The organism is Thermoplasmatales archaeon (genome assembly GCA_026127925.1).
GTDB lineage: Archaea > Thermoplasmatota > Thermoplasmata > Thermoplasmatales > Thermoplasmataceae > JAKAYB01.
In genome coordinates this window covers 1-23,814 of the sequence record JAJSLM010000001.1, presented here as the reverse complement: position 1 = coordinate 23,814, position 23,814 = coordinate 1, and the positions used below count along the sequence as shown (strand labels likewise).

The window sequence follows — 23,814 nt, the reverse complement described above, 5'->3', positions numbered from 1 at the left end:
TAGGGTATTATTGCGAAATTACAAATTTTATCCTTGCAATGATCGTGTTCTTATCCAGATGCGAAAGAAAATAACCGAGACGTGGCCCTCTCTCCTTTCCGATTAGAACTCTGTAAAAGAGGGCAAAGCCGTCCTTCGGATCGTAATTCCGGCTCTTTATTGCTTCATGTAACAGGTCATGCAACGTATCTGCATCCCATGACGCACCATTGAGTCTAGAGAGGAATTCTTCAAGGAGTTTTTTCTCGCCCTCATTCAAAACTATAGGAGACGTTTCTTTCAAGACACTAAATTTTACCTCTTCTGGGGCATAATTTTGAAGCCAGTTGCTAGCTGTATTGACCATTTTATGGAATGACTCTCCAATTTTGTCTGCATCGATGCCACTCCTTTTTAGCGCGTCACGAAGACTTGACTCCTCCGGATATATCTGCAAGAGTGTTATCAGGTGCCTGAAGCTAATAAATTCTGCTTCATTTTCCGGCCTAACCCTGCTTAACTCATAAATCCTGGATGCATCAGGATTGTTGCTCTTTTCCTTCCCGAAGTACGCTTCCCTGTACTTCTCGTATTCGTCCGCAAGATTCAGGATTCCAAGACCAGGATCAAAATCTATGTGCCTCGCGGGCTGTATACGTGCTATGAGAAATCTGAGCAATTCTGGAGGAGCCGATTCAACGAGTTCTCTTGCTGGAATCGCAATGCCTGTTGAGGAATGCATGGCACCCTTCCCTTTCAGCATAATCCTTTCGTAAACAAGTGGTTTTGGAGGGTTTATACGGTATATCAGTGTTGCGATCTCTTTTCCAGTATCATAGGAACCGCCAGGCGCCCCGTGATCTTTGCCAAAAGGCTCGGCGGTAACGGAAAGAGCGTACCATTTTGCAGGCCACTCTATCCTCCAGGGAAGCTTGCCCTGATCTCTCCCTATATCTGCCGTACCGGAATAGCCGCACTTGCACGTATATTCGACGTACGGATACTTGTAGGAAACCATAGTTGTTGTATTGATTCGCCCACAGGATGCACAGATGGCGTTGTATGGGGCCCAGGAAGGTTCAAGCCCCCTGCCCGAGACATCCTTCAGAATTCTCGCTATCCTCTCACTATTATTGAGTGCTATATCAATAGCCTTCATCAGGATGCCATCCCTATAGAGCTCCGATGATCTTATGACTCTAGGATGGACATTTATAATGTCCAGAGTTTCAATGAAAGGCCTTAGAAAGTAATCGGAATAGCTTCCATTACCGTCTGGAGCTGGGATCCGGTACAACGGCATTCCAACATATCTTGAATATGATTGATCAAGGAAAGGGTATACCTTTCTCAGTGGATCCATGTCGTCGCAGAGATACAGAAGCTCCGATTTCATACCTGCATCTTCAGCAGCCTGAAAAATAAAGGCCCCTGTCAGAATCTCCCGCATGTTCCCTACGTGTATCGGCCCTGAGGGAGATATCCCGGTTGATATAATCTGATCTCCGGGATAAAGATCTTTGGTAAATGCGTCAGCCCAATGCATCGTGTTAACCTTTTTAACCTATGAGATTCGTTCTTATGAGTGACCTTACTCTCACATCGGAGACCTCATCGCCTTGCAATTTGGACGCAAGAACAACACAGAGTGATGGTTTGCCACCCTCATTTTTAACATCAAGTATTGCCCTCTTGAGAGTCTCGCCAGTGCTAACGACGTCATCAAGTATCACAACAGTTTTTCCACGTACACTCGCAAAATTACTGCTGAAGAACCCTTCCTTCCTGGACGGGTGTGGCCTGTAGACTATCAATTCCTTGTCCATGAAATAAGAGACCATGGTAGCATATGGAATACCGTTTATCGTTATCCCGAGTATAGCGTCAACTTCAAAGTTATTCCTTTTTGATTCCTCTTCTATTATATCTGTAATGACTTCTGAAACTGCACTTATCCTGTTTCCGGTGACACCGATAGATCTCCAGCCAATCTTGACATCTTTCACCTTTGTTTCTTTGAAAAACTCCTTGCTAAGCAGCCATGTCACAGTTCCAACAGAAAGATGCAGTTCCGTGGATATCTCCTTGTCCGACATGCCCTTGTTCTTCATATCAAGAGCTCTCGAATATAATTCTTCTATGCTTTTCATAATTTAATCTCCAATTTTTTCCATTTTCTTGGATCACAATATTATTCTATCATTTTAATTTTGGTATAGTTTTATCCGAATTGCCAATCTCAGCTTTTATTCTTTCTGAAATCTCATCCAGTTCATCATCAGAAGCAGAATTCCTGGCTTTCCACCCGATTTCCCTGCCACAGAATCGCGGAATCAGGTGGACATGATAATGGAAAACTCTCTGATTCGCGCAAGTGCCATTGTTCTGTCCAACGTTAATTGCATCAGCATGGAGTGCCCTTATGACTGGGAGACACAATAACTTAGATACCCTGTGAACCTCAAGATAGAGGTCATAATTAATGTCTAGTATGTTTTCAAAATGGCTTTTGGGGATTACGAGAACATGACCAGGTTCAACTGGGAATTTGTCCATAAATGCCAGCACATTCTCGTTCTCATAGATTACAAATGCATCCCTTTTCTTTATTACGTTCTGGCAAAATACACAGTCTTCACTAAGCATGACCCGTTATGATACGGCTAAATAAATTATTTCACAAAAAATATGTTTCTGGAGAAAGCTGATGAAAATAACAGTTTAGTCTCCAAGTTCTTTTATGTTCTTTTTGGAGAATAGTATCTCCTTAAGCTCTTTGTCCAATGCAGGATCATGCCTTCTCAGCCATTCTAACAACAGCACTGCATGCTCCTTCTCATCGTCACGATTATGCTCCATGACGTACTTTAAGTCGTTGTCCTTTGTAGCGTCGGATCTTTCGTCGTAAAACATCATTGCCTCTATCTCTTCAATCAGGGATTGCCTTGCCCTGCTCAGATCCTTTATTTTTTCGCTCAAATCTTCCGCTACTTCGTACCTCGGCATTTTATCACCATACATATAATTCCATATAGGTTATAAATACATATCCTAATTCATCAATATAAAAGAAATTAATAATCTAACAAAAATAGCATCATTTTTAATTAATTCTAACTTCGCATCATGACAATTCAGCTTGAATTCTGAGTACACTTTGCGAGTGATGTACATTTTCAATTGAAAAACTAGACTACACCGACTTCTCAGGTTCCGAGTTCATTGTGTAACCTTAAAATTTCCGTGCAAATAGAAAGAAGCGATAAACGCATGAGTTAAGGCGATGGGGCTGACCGGATTTGAACCGGTGGCCTCCCGGTTATCAGCCGGGTGCTCAAACCATGCTAAGCTACAGCCCCCTAGACAGATATTTATCGCGGCGAAAATCTTGCTGATTGTAATAAAGATTTCCGATCAATAAGCATCTCCGCCGTCCATTATCGGTATGTACTATTCGAATATTTCCAGACCTTTGCACACAGAACATATATCACTGGAAGATGGTTTTCCACATATTTTGCATCGTTGAAGCTCCGGTGCTCCTGATTTGGATTCCAGCATCTTCTTAAGCTTATCAGAAAAATTCATTATTGCAAATTTTGTTCCAGGGGATCGGTCTTCCAGTTCATTAATAATGCTCCTGAAAGTGTTTCTTTGGGCCTTCCCATAATAAGGGCACCAGGAAGAATCGAAATGTATTCCTTTCAATATTGCATATATTACGACTTCTTTTTCTGGGATCCTACGCAAAGGGAGGATACGTCTTGTCATTCCTTCTTTCCTTTCCCTGTGTGGTGCCATCCTCACGAACCTCTCGGCATCACCCCTTGCAACATTCATCAATATAGACTGTGAGTAGTCGTCCAAATTGAGACCAAGTGCAACATAATCAGTATTGAGTTCTGAACTTTCAAGGTCCATGAGCTGACGTCTCATTGGCCCGCATCTTGAGCACGGTATTATGTCAGGATGTTCTGAGACAATATGATCCATTGTAGTATTGAATTGATCTTTGAAAGAGATAATCGAATGCGGTACCCCCAACTCTGCTGACAATTTTACTGCATTTTCTAAGCCCGAATCCCGATAACCTTGGATTCCTTCATCAATTGTAAATGCTTTCAAAACCACATCTTTCCTGCCAACGAACATTTGTGACAGAACATAAAGAGTAACGGAACTGTCTTTACCGCCAGATATTGCAACAGAGATACTCACAGGATTATTGAAAAAATCGATTTGATCCCTTAATTCCTTCTTTACTCTTCTTTCAAAAGATTCGATGAAGTGCTTTGCACACAAATATTCTCCGCTGTACTTTGCCTCGTAAACGGCGTCATTATTGCAGCGCGTGCATTTTGTCCTCATCCTTTCTCCTTAAACTATTGCAGGAAATACCTGCCCAGAGCGGCCGATAGCAACGAGTTACATTCATTCATTTACATATCCGTATTCTATCTTTTTCCCTGCCTTTATGTAGTTGTAGATAGCCGCTCCGTTATCACTAATCATCTTAATCTTAACTAAACCCTTATTGGAGCTTTTGGCCTGAAGAATCAGGATGTTATCAACATAAAATTTCACCATTGTGTTTGGTTTTCCAACCTCGAGGTATATGATCTTGTTCTTTACGGTAACATTTGCCTCAAACCTTCTTCCTTTATCTTTCTTTTCCAACGGCTCTACATCGATTTTCATTCCATATTTTTTTTCGAGGCTGTTTACCGTTTCACCTTTCCTTCCTATCAGTCTTGGAATGTGAGTTTCATCCGTGAATATTGATAGCTTGTTTCCTTCGCCGACCTTTACTTCGACCTGGCTTGTCCCAAGCATGTTCCTTACGTCTTTGAGAATAGAATCCTCTGCTATCCTGGAAACTGGATTCTTCTTTTCACGAGACGAAATGGGGACAACGACGATCTCTTCACCGAACGTATATATCTCAAAAACTGGTTCATTTGTGTAGAAATCCTTCACTTCTATCACCGGCCTGGAAAGATCCTCTTCATTCATTCCACTTGGGACCTTCACAGAGTAAGATGTGTAATACACCTGTGCAACCTGGCCCTTATCTATGAATATGATTGTGTCGATAACCTGCGGAATCATCCCAAGTTCTATGCGTCCTATGAACCTTTGAATTGCGTCTATAGCGCGGGTCGCGTGCACGACACCAATCATTCCAACACCGGCGAGTCTCAGATCCGAGTAAACCTTAAAGTCTGATGTGACACGCATTTCATCGAAAACCGTATAATCTTCCCTCACAAGGAGGAGGATGTCACCTGTCTTCTCCATCGATCCCTCGAGACCGGTATATTGCGTTATCTCGGGTCTTACCTGAAGATCCCTGGGCCTTTCCATTGTCTTCACGATCTTTCTCTGAGAGCTAAGATAATCGGCAAAAGCCTGAACAAAGGTGCTTTTACCCTGGCCGGGGCCGCCAGCAACGAGTATCCCGTTTGCTTTATCGGAAAGTCTTGCAAGAAGTTCTGGAGTCAACTGATAGTACTCGATATCGAGTTTTTTAACGGGCCTGACAGCCGTGATTTCAAGATCATCCGAGAATGGAGGTCGAGTAATAACGATTCGAATATTTTTCAGCTGAATCACGGTAGCGCCATGGGCATCAATCTCTATAAACGAACCTTCTTCATTTCTTCCTCTCTTGACTATATGATTTGCTATATCTTCTAGTTCACTCCTTGAGACTTTATAATCATACTTTTCAAGTGTTACGTTGCCGGGGATCCCTTTTTTAGCAACTGGTTCCATTTCAGCCTTGATATGCACAGAACTGGTCATGTCATCGAAGAACTCTTCTATATTCCTGGGTTCCTTAACGAGAGGCTCAAGGTACTGAACATCTATTCCCTTTATCAGAGCGATGTCCCTTTGTATCTGATCGCCAGTAACCAGGACTGCGCCAAGTTCCGCCGCAGTATTTCGGATAATCTCGTCTATCTCCCCACTCTTTGCCCTCTTTATCTGCCACTCTGAAGGCCTTCTTCCGGATGTGTCAAGGGATATTTTCTCTTCTCTTGCCATGTTTCTCAGAGATTTTAGCTCCTGAAGAGCAGCAAAACCGGTGGAGCGCCCCTCATTGGCCTGGTGCTCCACCTCGGATATCATTGCCTCTGGAAGAATCACACGAGAACCTTGCCTTTCAGAAATAAATAATGTAAATCTGCCATCTATAATAACAGAAGTATCAGGTACGTAATCCACAGGGGTTAAGTCCATATAGTTATTTAACCGATTCGAGATTCACGATAAGTGCTCCCTACAAAAAAACAGGTAGATTGTGCCGAATGCATCTTAAGAAAAATGAGAGAATATTTTGAATCGCAAGATCTGTCGGATTCTGGTATTGCTTTCTCTGGAGGACTTGACAGTTCCATACTCCTAAAGCTTTCCGAAGGAAAACTGAATGCTTACACTCTCGGATTGAAAAGTAGTGTAGACATCAGGAACGCAGCAAGAACCTCTGTATTGCTCAACTGCACATTCAAGTCGATATACTTAGAAAACATAGATCTAAAGCATTATATAGAGATTTTGAAAACTATCGATCCTAAAATAAGCAAACTGGATTTGTCGTATGAACTCGTTCTCGCAATTCTGCTTGATCATATAGACGAGAACACGATTTTCACCGGGCAAGGTGCAGATGAGCTGTTTTACGGATACAATAAATTCCGTAGTGCCGAACAGAAGGACAACTCAGTAGAACTGAACAAGCTATACAGTGCTACATTGCCGAGAGAGAAATTGATCGCTAACTATTTTCATAAGAGTTTAAAGACCCCTTATCTTTCCGCAGGCATTTATGAGTGCCTCGGCGGTACCGTAAAAGAAGACCATATCGGGGCTGAACAGAACAAGATTATCTTGCGGCTTGTTGCAGGAAAATTGGGTATGCCTGATGAAGTGATGAATGTGCCGAAAAAAGCCGCACAGTATGGCTCTGGGATATCAAAAATTTTGCGGGACGTATCGAAGACAGAAAAAAGAATACAAACAATATAAATATAATAAAACAATAGGTATCCAAATTCAGTTACAAAACAGTGAATACATGACGTATATAGGAATAATCGGAGGAACTGGCCTCTACAACATAATGAATGAGAAGCAATCCAGGAACATAGATACACCTTTTGGTAAACCATCAGATTCTATTGACATTGGAAAAATAAATGGTGCTGAGGTTGCATTTTTGCCTAGGCATGGAAAAAATCATACTATACCACCTCACAAGGTCAATTACAAAGCTAATGTGTGGGCGATGCACGAACTCGGAGTAGAGAGGATCATTGCAGTGAACGCTGTAGGTTCCCTGAAAGAGGAACTATCACCGGGAACCGTTGTTATTCCAGATCAATTTATTGATTTTACGAAGATAAGAGAACTGACTTATTACGACGGTCCTGATGTCTATCATATCTCGGCCGCGGACCCATTTTGTCCGGACATAAACGAGAAGATGTATGAAGTTTCGAGAAAATATTCTAAGAACACCCATCTCGGTGGTACCTACATCACGATTGAAGGCCCTAGATTCTCTACCAGATCGGAATCAAAGATGTTCAGACAATTTGCCGATATAATAGGAATGACTCTAGTGCCTGAAGTGAATCTGGCAGATGAACTTTCCATGTGTTACTCGGTTCTTGCAACCGTTACAGACTTTGACGTATGGGCCGACAAACCCGTTGACGCGAAAGAAGTAACAAAGATAATGAAAGAAAATGAAGAGAATGTTTTGAAAATACTCTATGATGTTATTCCAATGATAAACAGCAAACGAACATGCAGCTGTAAAAATAGACTGGATGATGCAAAGGCATGATGATAAATGAAAATTAAATTTTTAGGCGGAGCAGAAGAAGTAGGAAGATTAGCAATAAAAGTTAATGACGGACCGGATTCGTACATGGTGGATTATGGAGTCATACCAGATAAACCACCGCAATACCCGATGCCGTTTGAACCGGTGGACCATATATTCGTGACACATGCGCATTTTGACCACGTTGGAGGGTTACCTGTCTGTTTTCAGAGCAAAACACAAAACCTTTTTGCAACGGATATGACAATTAACAGCATGATGCCCATATTGAATGATTCCCTCAAGATTATGAGACTCGAAGGCTATCCGGAAAGGTTCAACGCAGATGATATAAGCAGCATGTACGATTCGATCAGGACGGTTACTTATGGAGATAGTGTTGAAGCTGGCAACCTTGTCGGGACTGCATATTCCGCTGGACATATACCTGGATCGACGATGTGGCAGATAGAGAACCATAACAGACTTCTTGTAACCGGCGATCTATACACCCGTGATTCCAACTTGCTGACTGGCGCTAAACCGGTAAAATCCGATGTACTCATAATGGAAAGCACATACGCTGGAAAAAACCACGAAGACCGAAAAGTTGTTATTCAGCGTCTAAAAAACCGCATTAAAGAGGTCGTTGACAACGGCGGTAAGGTTCTTCTTCCTGCGTTTGCAATTGGAAGAACACAGGAACTGCTCATGATACTGTCAGATATGGATCTTAATGTGGCTGTGGATGGTATGGGAAACACGCTCAGCAACATTTACATGACAGGCCCGAATTATCTGAGGTCTATGAATGAATTTAAGCGTTCACAGGGTCGCGCAAGACAAATAAGAAGCAGGAATATGAGAAAAGGCGCTTTGGAAAACGACGTTATTGTTTCGACGTCCGGGATGCTTGATGGCGGCCCTGTCTTAGGATACATACAGGAGCTAATGAATGATGAGAAAAGTGCCATATTCATTACAGGCTATCAGGTTGAGGGGACCAACGGAAGACTTCTTCTCGATACTGGCACATTAAATATAGCTGGGGTTCCTGTCAAACCTTCAATGATGGTTGAAAAATATGACCTTTCAGCGCATGCAGGGCACGATGATCTAGTTAATTTTGTGAAAGATGTCGATCCAGACACCGTTATATTGTGCCACGGTGATCACAGGGAAGAATTGCAGGAAGATCTGTCCCAATACAATCTTCTTCTCCCCTTGAACGGACATGAATTTGAAATAAACTGATAAACAAAAATTGTACAAAACCGTTTATCATTGCGCGGTTTTTACCGCTTCAAAACCTTCATCAGTTTTCCTGAGCATGCCTGAGTAGACACCCCATTCAATAAGGATCACTTCCAGATCGTGAAGTCCAGAAGGAGAGTTGAATGTCTGAACTGCTTGTTTCTGAAGTTCATCCTGAAGCTCTTCGAGGTTGAATTCTCCTAATGCCACCGCGGTCTTAAAAGGTTCAAGTTTTATCAGTGAATTCCTTAGAATTTCCTTCCTGCTCTTTATGCCTGCCTTCAAGTATTCTTTCCCGCCGGATGTTATATTTATGTCGCCTGATTCGGCTCGTACAAGACCTAGGCGAGAGCCCGTGTAGACTATTGGCATAAGATCATCTATGTCAACTTCCATCTCCTTTTCAAGCTTGTACAGATCAGTCTTGTTGTCAAAAATTGTAGTCAGAACATAAAGAAGCCCAACAAGATCTGCGATTCTTGCGTTTGGGTCCACAACTTCCGTCATTTCAATCTAATATGTATTCCTTAATATTAGAATTTCCTATACGCACATAGGATCACAAACTGGCCACCCGTGGATTAATGATAAAGTTACATCAGGTATTAGGCAGCGAAAATACCCTCTTCCGCAACGTATCTTTTGCGTGCTAGATCCATCATTCGTCTTGTGAAAAGGATGGAATAAATTACAACAACGATTCCAAAAATGAAAGACGCCCAACCGGCTAGACCGATGTTTCCTGATGAGGTCTGAACAGATATGAATTTCATCAATCCTGTGTGGACTTCAAGTGTTTTATCGTGAATTATGTCTGGCCAGTACTCTGCGATCATGAGGCCCCCCCATGCGCTGTTTATAGTTGAGGAAATCCCGGAAATAAGATAAGGAAATGTTGCCGGCAGTACTATCCTCCGAAGCTTAGAAAAGTAACCGAGATTGAGATTTCTCATCAATTCAAAATACTCAACGGGGAGTGATTTCACGCCCATCCAGAAACTGTAGAAAATATAATAGAAAGTGCTCACAAAACCTACGGCAAGGACATAAAATTCATCGGAGAACGGACCGAGGTACTGAACAATGAAAGGGAGGGATGCCGCAAAAATGAATGGAAAGTATATAGGTACCGGGTAAGCGCTGAAGGTTTGCATTACGGGGACTCCGATTGATTCGGCTCTCTTGTTCACAGCAAGGTAATATCCAAGTGATATGGAGATCACGAAGGAAATCACGAGAATAGTTGCAACTCTGGCATAGTCATAGACCAAACCGACTAATATTTGTGGAGTGGTAGAGAGAAATTGAGTCCACTCACTCATTTTTACTGAAGAAACAATATTGAATGCAGCATACCCTATCAGTAGGAGAAGAGTGACTCCAACTGATGCCCAGGCGTACCGCCACACATTTTCAGTTCTCCTTGTCCCCTTATAATCGCTCATTCGTTGTGATGCCCTGTTTCTTGAATACCGCGCTATCCGAGATAGCGGGTTAATAGTGGATACTGCGTGGAGTCTTGAAGTCTGCCTGAAACTGAATCTTCCACGCCTCACTATTGGGGCATCGGTATCCAGAGTGTATTTTGCAACTGCCTTCTTCGCATATTCTCTCATTCCAAGCACGATAAGCACGACAACTGCGCCGAGTGTGACTAAAGAAAGAATTATTCCATCGGTGTTTGAGGAAGAAATAAAAGAGGAAAGGACTGAACCGATGCCAAAAGTCGAATATGTATGTACACCGATAGCGAAGACCTCGCTAACCGTAATGTAAAAAAAACCATCGGACACGCTGGGAAAGAGGTTGGCAGAAATCCGCGGAATTGAAAACGGGATGTATAGATACCGCATCTTGGAGAAAAAACCCATCCTGTAATTCTGTATTACCTCCTCCATTTCCTTAGGAAGTGTTTTGAATGCCTGGTACTCTGCAATCCAAATGTTCCATACAACCGCAGTGAATACGAGAAAATCTGCAGCAAGTTCAACACCCAAAACACCACCTATATGATCAACAAAGATTATGAGGACTATTGGAAAAAAGGATATGACGGGAACAGATTCGAATACCTCGATTAGAGATATGTAGATGTTCTCGAATATCCTCCCTTTTATGGCTGCATAAGCTAGTAACCACCCTATAACAATGGATAAAAGTATTAATCCGAGAACCCTCCCAGCAGTCGCAAGAACAGCGAACAGAACCAGGAGGATCGCGTTCATTTGTTCTTCCCTCCCGCAGGCGTCAGGTATCCGTAGAGACGATCAAGATACTCATTAAATATCTCACTTCTTGGATTTCTTGGCCGAGGTATATCCACTTTGAGCATTCCAACAACAGTCGCTGGGACATTGTTAAGAATATATATCCTGTCCGCGAGTTCCAGAACTTCAGTAAGATTGTGGGATACGAGCGCAACGCCTTTAAGCGGGTTTTCCGAGGAAAACAATATGTTGTAAATTTCCTGACGAAGTCCCTCTGCGGTAAGTTCGTCAAGATGAGCAAAAGGTTCGTCCATAAGGAAAACGTAAGGATCGGAAGCTAGAGCTCTTGCGATGGCTACTCTTTGCCTCATCCCTCCACTCATCTCCTTGGGATATAACTCCGCAAAGCCCTGAAGACTTACCGCCTCAAGCGCTGCGTGAGCTCTTTCTTCCAACTCATCTTCTGACAATTTCTTTGTTCTTAGAGACAGCATAACATTTTCGAGGGCGGTCATCCATGGGAAAGTTATAATAGACTGGTGTATCAGCACCAGCTCCGGCACAGGTTTCACTATTTTGTTACCCATCAAATAGATCTCTCCACTAGTCGGCTTCAAAAACCCGCCAAGGATCCTCAAAAGTGTAGATTTTCCTATACCGGACGGACCTACGATCCCAATGAATTCATTCTCGTTTATCTCCAGGTTTATGTCGTTGAAAACCGTGTACTTATTCTCATATGAAAAATGGATACGGGAAGCCTCTAGGACGTGCTTTGACGTTGTGCCGTTTATGTTCTGTTCCATATTGGGCCGGTTTGCATTCAATAGGATCAACCTCCTGCTGACCTTCATATATTTGATGAAATTCTCTGTGACAGATCCAATGTTTTATTTTACGGTACGGCCGGCACGTCATTGACTTCATTATCACCGTTTCCTATGAAGATCTTCGTTCAAACGGGTATACCTTAACCGTATTTAAATCAACGAGAGAGGCATCGAGTTCCTAGAGCTTAAGATTCGAGAACGTGAATAAGATTGCAATGAAAAAAATATATATGCAGTAAGGAGGCAAGTTGATGTAAAAGGATAAATGTATCCAATAACGATACATGATTGAAGAAAATGAAAGTACTTATCATGGGCATTGACGGTTACATAGGATGGCCTCTGGCTCTTCGTGAACTCGCAAACGGGAATGAAGTGAGTGGGGTGGACAATTTCATTACAAGGAAAAGAGTTAGGGAAGTCGGGTCCCAATCAGCACTTCCAATTCCAACATTTAAAAAGAGAATGGATTACGTTGAGGATTCCAGGGTGGGGAAAATTAGTTTTCACCGAGGAGATGCCAGTAATCCCGATTTTTTGCGAGATGTTATTATTGAAGAGAAACCAGATGCTGTCGTCCATCTGGCGGAGCAACGATCTGCTCCTTACTCAATGATAGGGCTCAAACAGGCATCGGATACGCTTAAGCAAAACATGCTTAGCACGCTTAACCTTATTTATGCAGTAAAGGAAAACGTGCCTAAGTGCCACATTCTTAAACTCGGAACCATGGGAGAGTACGGAACACCAAACATAGACATACCTGAAGGATTCTTCGAGATAGAATACAATGGGCGAAAGGACACCTTTCCTTTTCCAAAACAGGCGGGTTCTTGGTACCATTGGTCTAAAGTTCACGATTCCAACAATCTGATGTTTGCATCCAAAGTCTGGAAAATCAAGGTAACCGATGTAATGCAGGGTGTCGTGTACGGAACAAGGACCAGGGAAATTACCTCTCCTCGGCTCTTCACGAGATTTGATATAGATGAGGTCTGGGGTACCGCTCTGAACAGGTTTTGTACCCAGGCTACGATAGGACTTCCAATAACACCATACGGAAAAGGTGGGCAGACCAGAGGGTTCCTCTCATTGGAGGATAGCATCACTTGTCTGGATATTGCTCTATCTCATCCTCCGAAGGATGGCGAATACAGGGTATTTAACCAATTTGATGAACATTATTCGGTAAATGAATTAGCTGCATTGACAAAGGAACAATATGAAAAGAGTTTCTCAAAAAATGTTGAAATACTTCACGTGCCAAACCCAAGACTCGAAGCCGAGGAACATTATTATAATCCAATCCATGAGAAATTAAAGAATCTGGGTTACCGCAGATCAAAGGAACTTAAGGAGGAGCTTCTCGTTATATTGAATGATCTTTCACGCTATAAAAACAGGATAAACAAGGTTAAGGACGTGATCATGCCAAAGACAAAATGGACAGAAAGCCCGTTCAATCTGTGAGTTTTCTCGAATATGCAAGCGTGGCCCTAAGTACCTTGATATAATCTTCGGCCCTTCCAACGCTTTGCCAGTAACTTTTTGGAACAACCAAGCCCTCAATTTTAGCCTTCTGGGCAAGGATATTAATTGAAGGGGTTAGTTCCACATTTTCAGAATGATCGCGTTTCAGATAATCAAAGATTTTACCATTCAGTTTGTACACTGCGCACAAGGCAAGATTTGATTTTGGGGCTTTAGGTTTTTCAACCACAGACGACACGTAATTCTTCCCTCCTTTCTTATAAATCTCGGCAACGCCGTATCTCTCTGGATGATCCACCTTCATGAGATAGAGCGTTATTCCGGAGTGTTCACTTGACAGTGAATTTTGCATCATTTGATCGTCAAGAAGTATTCCATCTCCTGCATTTAAAATAAATTCATCATTTCCTATAAATTCACTGGCCATCAAAACTGCATTTCCGAATCCAAGTTTCCTCTCCTGACTCAATATTGAAACCGATGAAAAATTCTTTTTTAGATAATTATTTGTTGAATCATCCTGTGGATCGGTGATGACTGCAATTTCGTTGATCCCAAGGTGAGTAAGACGTGTTATTATGCAATCAATAATGGGACGAAGCACAATCCTCCTTTCCCTAATATCGTATATAGGAAGCATCTCTTTCCTGAGCTTGCCGTCAAGCCCGGATCGTATTCCAGAACCTGCAGCGGTGATAACAGCTTTCATGCTCCCGTAATGCATATCACTGGATATTTTGTTTTTGCCTATCAGCAGATGAATGTAACCAAACGATGCGAAATTTCAATTACGAAATAGGATTGTCATGCAATGGGAATTTCGTGCGAGAATCTCGGCTATCTGGTTGTCTACAGAAAGAACGGGGAAGTGATTGAACTAGATCACGAGAAGACGGTAAAGATATGTGAAAAGGCTCAAGAAGAAGGAAAAGGTCTGGATGATGTTATCAGAGAGACCATGTTCCCAGATCTTAAAACGATAAGGATGAAGTTCGGAGAAGAAAGGTAGGTTATTTTTTCACTAGTTCATACCTATTTATATAAAGTGGTCCAAATTCATCATGGTATACAGAAATGAATCCTTCCGGGACAAATATACTGTCTAACTCATCCTGCGACATTCGAATGCTCATGGGTGGTCCCATTGCGGATTCTTCCTTCTTAAATTCCGTGATTGAAATCTTCAACTTTCCTGAATGCTTCCTCTTAATTTCCTTAAGAATTGTCGCTCTGCATTCGAGATCGTGGAAACTTGTGACAAAAATTACTGCGTTGAATCCAGATACGGGGAGGCCATTACACACATCGGTGAGATACGGTTTCACGTTTTGCACTTTACTTTCTGCTATTTTTGCCTCTATGACCTTATGCGCTGCGGTGCTCACATCAACCGGATATACGATCTTGACCAGTTCACTCAACTTAAGAGAAAATACACCATCCCCGCTCCCGATGTCGACAATGACATCATCTTTTTTTGGATCAAGAGACTTAATAATCCGATCAAAATCCATAAAACTTTTTCTCATATCGTGCATCCTTTCATAATCGTGGTGCATCGTCCTCCATTTCAACCTGCAATATATCTTTTGATAACCTGTTGGAAAACGCAAACCCTGTGGGAATATTTCCTATTTTTGCAGTAAGAGCCAAAATAACACACATTATTTCGCTCTAACAAGCAATTTTAATATACTTTAATCATTAAGTTACTAATGCCTTCTTCCGGTAGATTTTTGACGATGGACGATTACGATCTGTCCAATAAAAGCGTGTATCTCAGGGTTGACGTTAACTCGCCCATAAACCCGATGACCGGTGAAATAATGGACGTGTCCAGATTTGTTTCGCATCTTGACACCCTGCGTGAACTAGCCAACTCCAAAGTGGTCATCGTCGGCCACCAAAGCAGGCCCGGTAATGAGGACTTTACGTCATTCAGGCTCCACGCTGGACAGTTGGAACGACTACTGAACCGACCAGTGAAGTACGTGGATTCATTGTTCAACTCTGAGGTTCGGAGATCGATAAGGAACATGGAAAATGGAGAAATAATCATGCTTGAGAACTCAAGATTTTTCAGTGAGGAGATAGTCATCGATCCAAGTGATATACAGGCCATGGAGTCTACTCACATTGTTCGGGAACTCGGGCCCTTGTTCGATTACTTTGTTATAGATGCATTTCCCGCAATACACCGTGCACAGACTACCCTGGTAGGTTTCAGAAGGATAAAACCTAACCTTGCAGGAAGACTTGTTGAAAGGGAAGTTACGATGCTGGACCGTTTAAGGGAGGGAAACGAACATCCCAAGGTTGCAATACTTGCTGGTTCAAAAATTAGTGACAGTATCTCGGTCAGTGAGCATTTCCTTAGCAAGTCGATAGTGGATAGCATACTCGTCGGCGGTGTCGTCGCGAATGCATTTCTCTGGGCCTCTGGTAAAAATATAGGTAAAAGGAATGAGGAACTTATCGTTAAGAATAACAAGAACCATAAGGAACTTTTAGAGAAGTGCAAAAAGCTCCTTGCAGGTTACAAAGACAAGATAATAATGCCAGTAGATTTTGTTCTTAACCCAAGCAATAACCTAATTGAAGCAGATGCAAAGATTCCCGACAGTGATCTTCTCGCAGATATAGGGCTTGAAACTGCATCGCTGTTCAAAGACCTAATCTCAAAATCCAAGGCAGTATTCGTAAATGGACCAATGGGTATGTACGAAATTGAAAACTATTCCTTTGGCACCCGGGAGATCCTGGAAACTGTGGCAAGCTCAAATGCACTTACGATCGCTGGAGGAGGCCATACAATCAGCGCGTTAGAAAAACTTGGTCTGAAAAGGAAATTTTCCCACGTTTCAACAGGGGGCGGAGCCCTGATAAGCTATTTATCGGGTGAACCAATGCCTGTACTTGAATCCCTAGCCGAAAGCAAGAGATTGTTTGGAGGAAAATCACATGGAAAATGATCAACGCGTTAATGTTTCAGAGGAACTAGAATACCTAAAATCCATAATCGACAGCCTTGACAACCAGATAAATTCACTTGCCAAAGCCATCGAGGAACTGGGGAGGACATTTTCCACTTTAAAAGATTCAGAAGCCGGAGAATCTAAGGAAACGCGTATTTCACTCGGTTCTGGCATTTACGTTGAAGCAAAACTTGACCTTGACAAGAAACTCATGGTTCCAATTGGGTCCGACCTCTTTATAGAAGAAGAGCCTAAAAAGACGGTAGAACGCCTGGAAAATAACATAAAAGAGCTCAGCAATTCCCTCGCTTCGTTGCAGCAGCAGAGGAAGGACGCAGAATATCGTTACAATGCTATTGTTGCCCTTGTGCAGCAGCAATCAGGTAAAAAGGCAAGGTAGAATGTTCGATAGACTTAAAAAACTGTTCAGCAGAACCTTAAAAGAGAGCGAAGAGGAATCAGCGACAGAAAAAAATCCTGACAGTAAGGAGGAACTTGCCAGCACAGAGAATATTGAAAGCCCTAAGACATCCAAGAGAGCTAAAAAACTAGCAAAAGTTCCTAAGGACGAGGACGAAGAAATTATTGAGGAAAAGAGTCAAGATATTCAGAACAGAGCGCCAGCATCTTACTCGGAGCAAGAAGAGAATGTTATCCGCAGAGATGACGTAGAGGATAAGATCAGGACGATACTTTTAGATTCTGATGTTTCTTTCGATACAACAGAAAAGATCATCGAAGATATGGATACTTTTATCAGGAAATCCAAAAAGAAGGTTTCCATGGGCAATGTAAAGACAGCGCTTCGCGAAACACTGAAAGATGTAATGTCCTCTGAGATTCCGAAATTTGACATTCTAAGTCCGGGAAAGAAACCATACATAGTACTATTTCTCGGCATAAACGGAACCGGGAAGACGACCTCCATTGCAAAGTTAGCATATTATCTTAAGAACCATGGAAAGAAAATAGTCGTATCTGCATCTGATACATTCAGGGCTGGTGCCATAGAGCAGTTGACTTACCTATGCAATATGATAGATGTTCCCCTAATAAAGAACAGTGCAGGCAGTGATCCCGCCTCGGTTGCTTTCGATGCCGTGCAGCATGCTGCTGCGAAGAATATCGACTACGTCCTCATAGATTCGGCAGGGCGGATGCAAACAAACAAGAATTTGCTCGATGAAATGAAGAAGATAAAGCGTGTTGCAAAACCAGATATAACTATTCTTGTGCTTGACGCAATGATCGGCCAGGATGCTGTTTCTCAGGCCGACACTTTCCTGAAGGAGATATCATTCGACGCGATTATACTCACAAAACTTGATACAGATGCCAAAGGAGGAGCTGTACTTACAATGTCAAACGAGATAAAGAAGCCGATAATTTTTGTTGGTATAGGGCAAGAGATGGACGATTTTATTCCCTTCACTCCAGATTGGTACCTTGATAAAATACTCCCTTGACTATTTCTCTGTATGTTAACGCAAACAGACGACTACGGAATCGTTTAACGGGATACGGGAAGGTTTTCATTTGCCTTTTATCTTCTCTTTGACGGCCTTTATAGTCCACCTGTAGGGAAAGAATACAAGTACCAGAATCGCTGCTATAGATGAGAATAAGTAAGCATATGACCCGTTTGGGACCTCATTATAGTACGGCCATTGCCCCTCGAGTCTCATAATATTCAATTTTATTAGACCAAACCAAGGAATCTGCCCCTCTGCTATTCCGACGACCTTAGAAGGTGGAACAGGAGCGGGGGATATTCCTGTATTCTGGTCGGCTGCAACGTAAGCGTTCAGGCTTGAATTGTAATAGAAACTATTTTTCGTCATAGAACCTAGGTTATGGTCTCCAACCGTTATGTATCCGTCCTCCCCCTTGAATGATCCTATGAGAACGAGAAGGTTTTTATGTGCATATCCAACATTCTTTATAAGAACATACTTGTCAGTAACTGTCATCCATGACTGATTACGGTAGTCAAGAATGTGCGGTATACTGCCGTTCCATGAGAGATAAAACATGGCTCTGTGAATAACTGTTCCTATAAACGGATCATGATAAAGAATTACGTTGCCATATTCCCCGTATGTACTGAAACCATCTGATCTTCCTTGCACGTATGTAACAACGTCCTTCATCGGATCTGGAACTTTTTTCACAATGACAATATCACCCGTGTTTATGACGCCGGGCATCCAGTTATTGGAGTGTTGCATACTTTCTGATTCGACCACGGAAACCGGAGGGAATTCGCCTGAGTAGATCGTTATCCCAACAATTATCGCAACGATCGCTATAACGATGATATACTCAACGCGAAATTTCTTCATTGAGACACGATATCAAATCATACAAATAATATAATTTCTGTTCTGGGCTTTTTGATTTTGCTTACATTAACAGACGTGAATTCTTGCGAAAGGATTCACTTAAGCGACGACATTATCTTTGAAATTTCCGAAGCTTCAAGCTCGGTCGTGATTAATGGTATGCGCTCAATATCTGCCAGTTTAATAGCAAGTTCGTCCACTCTATCAGCCTTGATATAAACTACAGCCGCCGGCTTAAGAGGATGGACTCGTATAGCGATCATAGGGCTGCGCCCCATTTTTACCTCTGTAAAGAATATTGCTCTCTGGCTTGACCATCCATAGAGTTTGCTATAATCGGAATAGGAAAAAGACAGGATTGTTCTGACACCATCAACTATAGTATAGCCCCTTATGTATCTATTAAGACCAACCGAGGAATAGTTTGTTCCCCCTATAAGCCTGATAACTCTTTCCAGTGAAACGTCATGGCTGTAATCGGTAATGTCGATGATACTGTCAGAAGGCAACCCACTGCTGTATTTTCTTATGACTGTGCCACCATTTTTCAAATCGATATTTATCAGGGCGTCGACAATCTTCCTTATGGATGATATACCAGGTGACTTTCGCCTGCCAGATTCATAATCGCTTATCACTGAAGGAGATATGTGCAGAAACTGCGAAAGTTCAAGCTGTGATACCTTGAATTCCTCTCGCCACTTTCTTATAGTCTTACCGGAGTCTTCGGCCATCGTTATCTCCCCGGCAATTTTTTCTGAAATTTCCATACAATGATAATTGATGCATGTATTATAATTTTGACGATTAGCTATACAGCGATTGACGAATGGGGGTTGGTTATTACGTTATGTAACTATATGCATCATGCCTTCAAGGGCAAATACTGCGATAAATGGCACTATTGAGGCTAAGCCAAAGTAAAGCGTAACCCTGGCAGTCATCCGGTCTAGCATACCCCATTTTATGTTCTTTCGGTTGACTGCAATCTGCGAAAGTTTTACTGCAAAAGGAATCGTAAGCATAACAGCGAGCAGAGGATAGTATGATGGTATCAGAAAATAGACAATGAGTATCAGTAAGTATGGAATCCAAAGGAGAGCGAAGTAATAATATTCGGAGTTTGTGGGGCCTATAAGACTTGCAACCGTCCTGACCCCTGCCTTCGTGTCGTCCACTATATCACGCCAGTTGTTTCCGTGAAGTATACACACCGTCAGAAGCCCGATGGAGAACGATACGAGTATAATGGGAACGTTGATTATGCCTCCCTGCAGTACGAAGCCTCCAAGGAATATCCCCGGAGCCCATGCAAGAAAAACTGCAGCATCTCCAAATGCGAATTTCTTGAAACCGATCCTTGGCAAGCTGTAAAGCAAACCTGCTATAATCCCGATTACAAGAAATGGTATTACTCTTTCCGCAGACAGAACAAGATATACGCCTATTGCAAAAGCCAAGGTAAAGAGCGCAGCCGAAAGGTATAAGGCACTCTTTTCATGAACCATCTTGTCAACAAACACCCTGGAACCGCCCAGGTACGAGAACGTATCGTTTCCGGTTTTTGCATCAAAGTACCCATTAAGAATGTTGAACGAGGCGTGTGCAGTCAAAACGCCCACAATTGACAGTATGAGAAATAGTAGATCAATCCTTAAAGCAAGCATGGATCCAACAACGATTGCTATCAGACTTTGTTGGAACGACCAGGCCCTGACCGACTTTAGAAGTGGATGTCTCTTCTCTACCAGCTGACCGAGGTCGATTTCCTCGGAGAATTTTTTCATTTCTGACCTCATGTCGGTTACCATTATCTTGTCCGGCACAAGCCTGGCAATGAATACATTACCATGTTTTACAAATACTGAATCCTCAGGTACCTTGTAAAGCAATTTTCCTCTCTCATTCACGAAATCTTTTGGTTCGCCCAGTATTTCCACTCTTCCCGTACCTTGCACAAATAGATCCAGCCTGTTGTTATCAATGGAATAACTTATATTCGGATCCTTTTCTATGTTCCTTAGAGTGAGACCAGTTTTTTCTATGAGGAAAATGAATCCATGATCCAGTGCATAGAATATCTTTGTTGTCCATAGTTTCTCCCCGTTTGTAGAAATCGTCATTGTTTTCGATTTCATTAAAAAATTTTTTACGTATTCATGCACATATGCTACATTTTGTTTCTAAATATAAACGTATAAGGAAACATATTACCTTATTCTTTTCTTCTGAAATTAAGCATCGACCTATTTTGACCTGAAATTAGTAAAATAGTTAATACGAATCAGGTACAAAGTGAATAACATAGCCAAAGGCCTAAAACTGCCATTGTATTTTACTTCGTTTGCACCTGTTATGATCGCATGGTTTTACATGCACTTTTCCAATCCATTCATTTTTGTAATGCTTGTTATTGTTGTAGTTTCAATGCAGGCTGCACTTAACCTTGCAATGGATTTCACGGATCATGAGAGTGGCAGGCGCCTCAGAAATGAGGACACACTTTTCCCGATCGGTTCCTATCTGATCGAATCCATGGGAGTCAAAGAGAAGAGCGTCAAAGCATTTTTTCTTCTCTCACTTATAGTATCCCTTGCTGCGGGTATTTCAATTGTGATTATAACTGGCAAATATATACTCCTGTTATTCGGCGTTTTTGCTGTTATAATATCACTAATGTATGCGCTTCCACCATTCAAGTTGAATTCAAGAGGAATTGGCGAGATTTCGACTTTTTTTTCATTTGGTCCTCTTTCACTTTTAGGGTCGATAGTTGCATTGTCTGGAACCCTTAATTTACAGCTAATTCTTATTTCCATTTTACTTGGATTGCTTGCATCAGCCATAAGATACCTGCATCACTTGCCTGAAGACCTTTCTTATGGGAACAGAGTAAGGTATTTCAAACCAGCGTACGCGATCATTCTTATTGCGGGCTTCATAATTAACGCGGTCTATGTCCACACGTTCCTATTTCTTTTGCCCCCTCTGGCAATTTCCATAGCGCATCTCCTTACGCTCAAGAAGAACGTTTTGCAGATTTCCAGACAGACAAACGTGATTGTTGCAATTCAGATAATAACGTCTCTCCTGCTAGCTATAAGCTTTGTTCTGTGAGAATCAAAGTTTATTATTATTGAATTGACTATACTTCTGATATTGCTTATGTGCAGAATGTTTTCGTTATATGGTGACTATAGGAACGATGTCGATGATCTCCTGAATTCACTCAGAGAAGTTTCAAGGAGGGATCCACTCAGGAATGACGAGGAGGGCCAACCGATATCACACAACGACGGGTGGGGGTACGTTGAGCTGAATTCAAAATTCATAGATTATAAAAGGTATAAATCTCCCATATTCAAGACAAAATTACCTGAATTCCGGGAACATGGATTCTTGATGGTACATGCAAGGAAGGCTGCAACTGGTGAACCGCTAGGTCTTCTCAATTCTCATCCGCACCATAAGAGTACACCTGAATACGATCTTTATCTTTGCCACAACGGGTCATACGATAAGGAAAAAGTAGCAGCACTTCTTGGAGAAGACAGGATTCGCAGCCAGACAGACAGTGAATTCTTCCTAAGCTACATCGCATCTAGAAACGGTTCAATTGAAGAAAAAATAAGAAGTGCCATAGACGCAACGGTGGAGAAGGATCTACTCAGGACAACTAACAACATAATGCTGCTTTCAGTGGACAAGGATACAGAAAGAACGAACTTGTATTATTATTCTGACAGCCGGATCCCAAGCGAATATACAACTCTCTATTATGCGGAAACTAAGAAGTGGAAAGGGGTATTTTCATCAAGCATAACCCTCTCCAAATTCTTTCCAAAGAAATTAAAGATAAAGAGAGTCCCTATGAGGACCCTTTTCGAGCTAAGATGATCCTTTTCACTAAACTATACTCTAGGCCATCTAAGAATCACGTAGGAAAAAGTCTTACGTTTGATCCTTAATATCGCCCAAATTCAGAATTTTACTATCGGCTTTATTACTCCATCTTCTTTTTTATCCATTATCTCGAAGGCTCTGGCAACCTGATCGAATTTGAAGGTATGGGTGGTCATCTTTGTTGGATCCAGGCGCTTGGTCTCGAGAATGCGCAGAAGACGTTCCATTCTTAACCTGCCACCGGTACAAAGACCTGTATTGATGGATTTTTCCGCCATTCCAAATCCCCAAGCCTCTCTCGGAATACTAACAAATTCTCCTTCGGAGTGATAACCTACATTCGAAATTGTTCCTCCTGGCATTGTAACTTTGACCGCGTTCTGGAATGTTACTTCAGCTCCTAGTGCTTCTACACTTGATTCGACACCCCTTCCATCAGTAAACTCCATGATCTTGCTTACAGTGTCCACCTTCCTGAAATCTACGATCTCGTCTGCACCAAACTGTTTTCCAAGTTCAATTCTCTTTGGAACAGTCTCAACAAGTATAATTTTCGCAGCCCCTAACATCTTTGATCCTGCTACAGCCATTAGCCCTACCGGCCCTCCGCCAAAAACCACCGTTGTTCCTCCAAGAGGTATCTTGGCATTTTCTGCTGCCATGAAGCCTGTTGACATCATGTCTGCAGCGTACACTGCCTCCTCATCCTTCACACTGTCCGGGATCTTTGCCATGTTTGCATCAGCTTCGTTAACATGGAAATATTCAGCAAGGCTCCCATCCTTTATATTTGCGTATTTCCAACCCCCTAGTGCACCGTTTGATTGTGAAGGATGGCCCATTTGAGCAGCAATAGAACCCCAGTCAGGCGTTATGGCACCAACAACTATCCTGTCACCTACCGTGACATCCTCCCCCAGCTAACGCAGGGGGCTTCCCGTTTCAGCGATCGGAGTTACCATTGCTGGCAGAGCTCCAATCTCCACGGGCGTGAATTCGGGA

At 42.2% G+C, this 23,814-nt stretch carries 25 protein-coding genes and 1 tRNA gene; 10 read left to right on the top strand and 16 right to left on the bottom strand.

Features of this window, described 5'->3' with window-relative positions; translation table 11 throughout:
* Positions 1-7 precede the first annotated feature (7 nt).
* From lysS to LVQ96_00100, 7 genes are all read right to left on the bottom strand, one after another.
* Complete coding sequence (lysS, locus tag LVQ96_00130; protein MCW6169570.1) at positions 8-1,525, bottom strand: lysine--tRNA ligase; 1,518 nt, start codon at positions 1,523-1,525, stop codon at positions 8-10.
* Positions 1,526-1,538: 13 nt separating this feature from the next.
* Positions 1,539-2,129, bottom strand: coding sequence for an orotate phosphoribosyltransferase-like protein (locus LVQ96_00125; GenBank protein ID MCW6169569.1), 591 nt, complete (start codon positions 2,127-2,129; stop codon positions 1,539-1,541).
* 49 nt (positions 2,130-2,178) lie between these two features.
* Entirely contained in the window at positions 2,179-2,625 is a 447-nt protein-coding gene (locus tag LVQ96_00120) for an HIT family protein (GenBank protein MCW6169568.1), read from the bottom strand.
* 75 nt (positions 2,626-2,700) lie between these two features.
* Positions 2,701-2,985 (bottom strand): ferritin, encoded by a 285-nt coding sequence (locus LVQ96_00115; GenBank protein MCW6169567.1) that lies wholly within the window; start codon positions 2,983-2,985, stop codon positions 2,701-2,703.
* A 278-nt stretch (positions 2,986-3,263) separates the two neighbouring features.
* Positions 3,264-3,338, bottom strand: a tRNA-Ile gene (locus LVQ96_00110).
* A gap of 91 nt (positions 3,339-3,429) precedes the next feature.
* Positions 3,430-4,347 carry a TIGR00269 family protein gene (locus LVQ96_00105; protein MCW6169566.1) on the bottom strand — a complete coding sequence of 306 codons (918 nt, stop codon included), beginning with the start codon at positions 4,345-4,347 and terminating at the stop codon, positions 3,430-3,432.
* Positions 4,348-4,410: 63 nt separating this feature from the next.
* Positions 4,411-6,207, bottom strand: coding sequence for a PINc/VapC family ATPase (locus LVQ96_00100; protein ID MCW6169565.1), 1,797 nt, complete (start codon positions 6,205-6,207; stop codon positions 4,411-4,413).
* A 99-nt stretch (positions 6,208-6,306) separates the two neighbouring features.
* Here LVQ96_00100 and LVQ96_00095 point away from each other — a divergent pair, with 99 nt between their 5' ends.
* The 3 genes from LVQ96_00095 to LVQ96_00085 are packed head-to-tail and all read left to right on the top strand — an operon-like array spanning position 6,307 to position 9,064.
* Positions 6,307-7,008 carry an asparagine synthase-related protein gene (locus LVQ96_00095; protein ID MCW6169564.1) on the top strand — a complete coding sequence of 234 codons (702 nt, stop codon included), beginning with the start codon at positions 6,307-6,309 and terminating at the stop codon, positions 7,006-7,008.
* A 49-nt stretch (positions 7,009-7,057) separates the two neighbouring features.
* Positions 7,058-7,831: an S-methyl-5'-thioadenosine phosphorylase gene (locus tag LVQ96_00090; GenBank protein MCW6169563.1), complete on the top strand. Its 774-nt coding sequence runs from the start codon at positions 7,058-7,060 to the stop codon at positions 7,829-7,831.
* A gap of 6 nt (positions 7,832-7,837) precedes the next feature.
* Positions 7,838-9,064 (top strand): MBL fold metallo-hydrolase, encoded by a 1,227-nt coding sequence (locus tag LVQ96_00085; GenBank protein ID MCW6169562.1) that lies wholly within the window; start codon positions 7,838-7,840, stop codon positions 9,062-9,064.
* A 27-nt stretch (positions 9,065-9,091) separates the two neighbouring features.
* Here the strand turns inward: LVQ96_00085 and LVQ96_00080 are convergent, their stop codons facing one another.
* The 3 genes from LVQ96_00080 to LVQ96_00070 form a co-directional block, all read right to left on the bottom strand.
* A complete protein-coding gene (locus tag LVQ96_00080; protein ID MCW6169561.1) occupies positions 9,092-9,571 on the bottom strand; it encodes an AAA-associated domain-containing protein in 480 nt (159 codons plus the stop codon).
* Positions 9,572-9,669: 98 nt separating this feature from the next.
* Positions 9,670-11,289 carry an ABC transporter permease subunit gene (locus tag LVQ96_00075; protein MCW6169560.1) on the bottom strand — a complete coding sequence of 540 codons (1,620 nt, stop codon included), beginning with the start codon at positions 11,287-11,289 and terminating at the stop codon, positions 9,670-9,672.
* Positions 11,286-12,098, bottom strand: coding sequence for an ABC transporter ATP-binding protein (locus tag LVQ96_00070; GenBank protein MCW6169559.1), 813 nt, complete (start codon positions 12,096-12,098; stop codon positions 11,286-11,288). The genes LVQ96_00075 and LVQ96_00070 overlap by 4 nt, the downstream gene beginning before the upstream one ends.
* A gap of 300 nt (positions 12,099-12,398) precedes the next feature.
* Between LVQ96_00070 and LVQ96_00065 the strand changes: the two genes are divergently transcribed.
* Positions 12,399-13,571 carry an NAD-dependent epimerase/dehydratase family protein gene (locus tag LVQ96_00065; GenBank protein ID MCW6169558.1) on the top strand — a complete coding sequence of 391 codons (1,173 nt, stop codon included), beginning with the start codon at positions 12,399-12,401 and terminating at the stop codon, positions 13,569-13,571.
* Here the strand turns inward: LVQ96_00065 and LVQ96_00060 are convergent.
* Complete coding sequence (locus tag LVQ96_00060; GenBank protein ID MCW6169557.1) at positions 13,561-14,301, bottom strand: dTDP-glucose pyrophosphorylase; 741 nt, start codon at positions 14,299-14,301, stop codon at positions 13,561-13,563. The genes LVQ96_00065 and LVQ96_00060 overlap by 11 nt on opposite strands.
* A 102-nt stretch (positions 14,302-14,403) precedes the next feature.
* Here LVQ96_00060 and LVQ96_00055 point away from each other — a divergent pair, with 102 nt between their 5' ends.
* Positions 14,404-14,601, top strand: a complete 198-nt coding sequence (locus LVQ96_00055; GenBank protein MCW6169556.1) for a hypothetical protein — start codon at positions 14,404-14,406, stop codon at positions 14,599-14,601.
* A 1-nt stretch (position 14,602) separates the two neighbouring features.
* Here LVQ96_00055 and LVQ96_00050 read toward each other — a convergent pair whose 3' ends face one another.
* The gene (locus LVQ96_00050; GenBank protein MCW6169555.1) at positions 14,603-15,121 is read right to left on the bottom strand and encodes a class I SAM-dependent methyltransferase; all 519 of its coding nucleotides are present in this window, start codon (positions 15,119-15,121) and stop codon (positions 14,603-14,605) included.
* 186 nt (positions 15,122-15,307) lie between these two features.
* Here LVQ96_00050 and pgk point away from each other — a divergent pair, with 186 nt between their 5' ends.
* From pgk to ftsY, 3 genes are read left to right on the top strand one after another with little or no spacing between them, the layout of a single operon-like run.
* A complete protein-coding gene (gene pgk / locus LVQ96_00045; protein MCW6169554.1) occupies positions 15,308-16,564 on the top strand; it encodes a phosphoglycerate kinase in 1,257 nt (418 codons plus the stop codon).
* On the top strand, positions 16,554-16,967 hold the full coding sequence (gene pfdA, locus LVQ96_00040; GenBank protein ID MCW6169553.1) for a prefoldin subunit alpha: 414 nt from the start codon (positions 16,554-16,556) through the stop codon (positions 16,965-16,967). Before pgk ends, pfdA begins: the two co-directional genes overlap by 11 nt.
* Position 16,968: 1 nt before the next feature.
* Entirely contained in the window at positions 16,969-18,033 is a 1,065-nt protein-coding gene (gene ftsY, locus LVQ96_00035) for a signal recognition particle-docking protein FtsY (protein ID MCW6169552.1), read from the top strand.
* Positions 18,034-18,099: 66 nt separating this feature from the next.
* Here the strand turns inward: ftsY and LVQ96_00030 are convergent, their stop codons facing one another.
* The 3 genes from LVQ96_00030 to LVQ96_00020 form a co-directional block, all read right to left on the bottom strand.
* On the bottom strand, positions 18,100-18,909 hold the full coding sequence (locus LVQ96_00030) for a S26 family signal peptidase (GenBank protein ID MCW6169551.1): 810 nt from the start codon (positions 18,907-18,909) through the stop codon (positions 18,100-18,102).
* A gap of 95 nt (positions 18,910-19,004) precedes the next feature.
* Positions 19,005-19,679, bottom strand: a complete 675-nt coding sequence (locus LVQ96_00025) for a helix-turn-helix domain-containing protein (protein MCW6169550.1) — start codon at positions 19,677-19,679, stop codon at positions 19,005-19,007.
* A gap of 78 nt (positions 19,680-19,757) precedes the next feature.
* Positions 19,758-21,047, bottom strand: a complete 1,290-nt coding sequence (locus LVQ96_00020) for a UbiA family prenyltransferase (protein ID MCW6169549.1) — start codon at positions 21,045-21,047, stop codon at positions 19,758-19,760.
* A 157-nt stretch (positions 21,048-21,204) separates the two neighbouring features.
* Between LVQ96_00020 and LVQ96_00015 the strand changes: the two genes are divergently transcribed.
* Both LVQ96_00015 and LVQ96_00010 read left to right on the top strand, forming a co-directional pair.
* On the top strand, positions 21,205-22,026 hold the full coding sequence (locus LVQ96_00015) for a prenyltransferase (protein ID MCW6169548.1): 822 nt from the start codon (positions 21,205-21,207) through the stop codon (positions 22,024-22,026).
* Between the two features lie 57 nt (positions 22,027-22,083).
* Complete coding sequence (locus LVQ96_00010; GenBank protein MCW6169547.1) at positions 22,084-22,806, top strand: class II glutamine amidotransferase; 723 nt, start codon at positions 22,084-22,086, stop codon at positions 22,804-22,806.
* 83 nt (positions 22,807-22,889) lie between these two features.
* Here the strand turns inward: LVQ96_00010 and LVQ96_00005 are convergent, their stop codons facing one another.
* Positions 22,890-23,654, bottom strand: coding sequence for a zinc-binding dehydrogenase (locus tag LVQ96_00005; protein MCW6169546.1), 765 nt, complete (start codon positions 23,652-23,654; stop codon positions 22,890-22,892).
* Between the last annotated feature and the right edge of the window lie 160 nt (positions 23,655-23,814).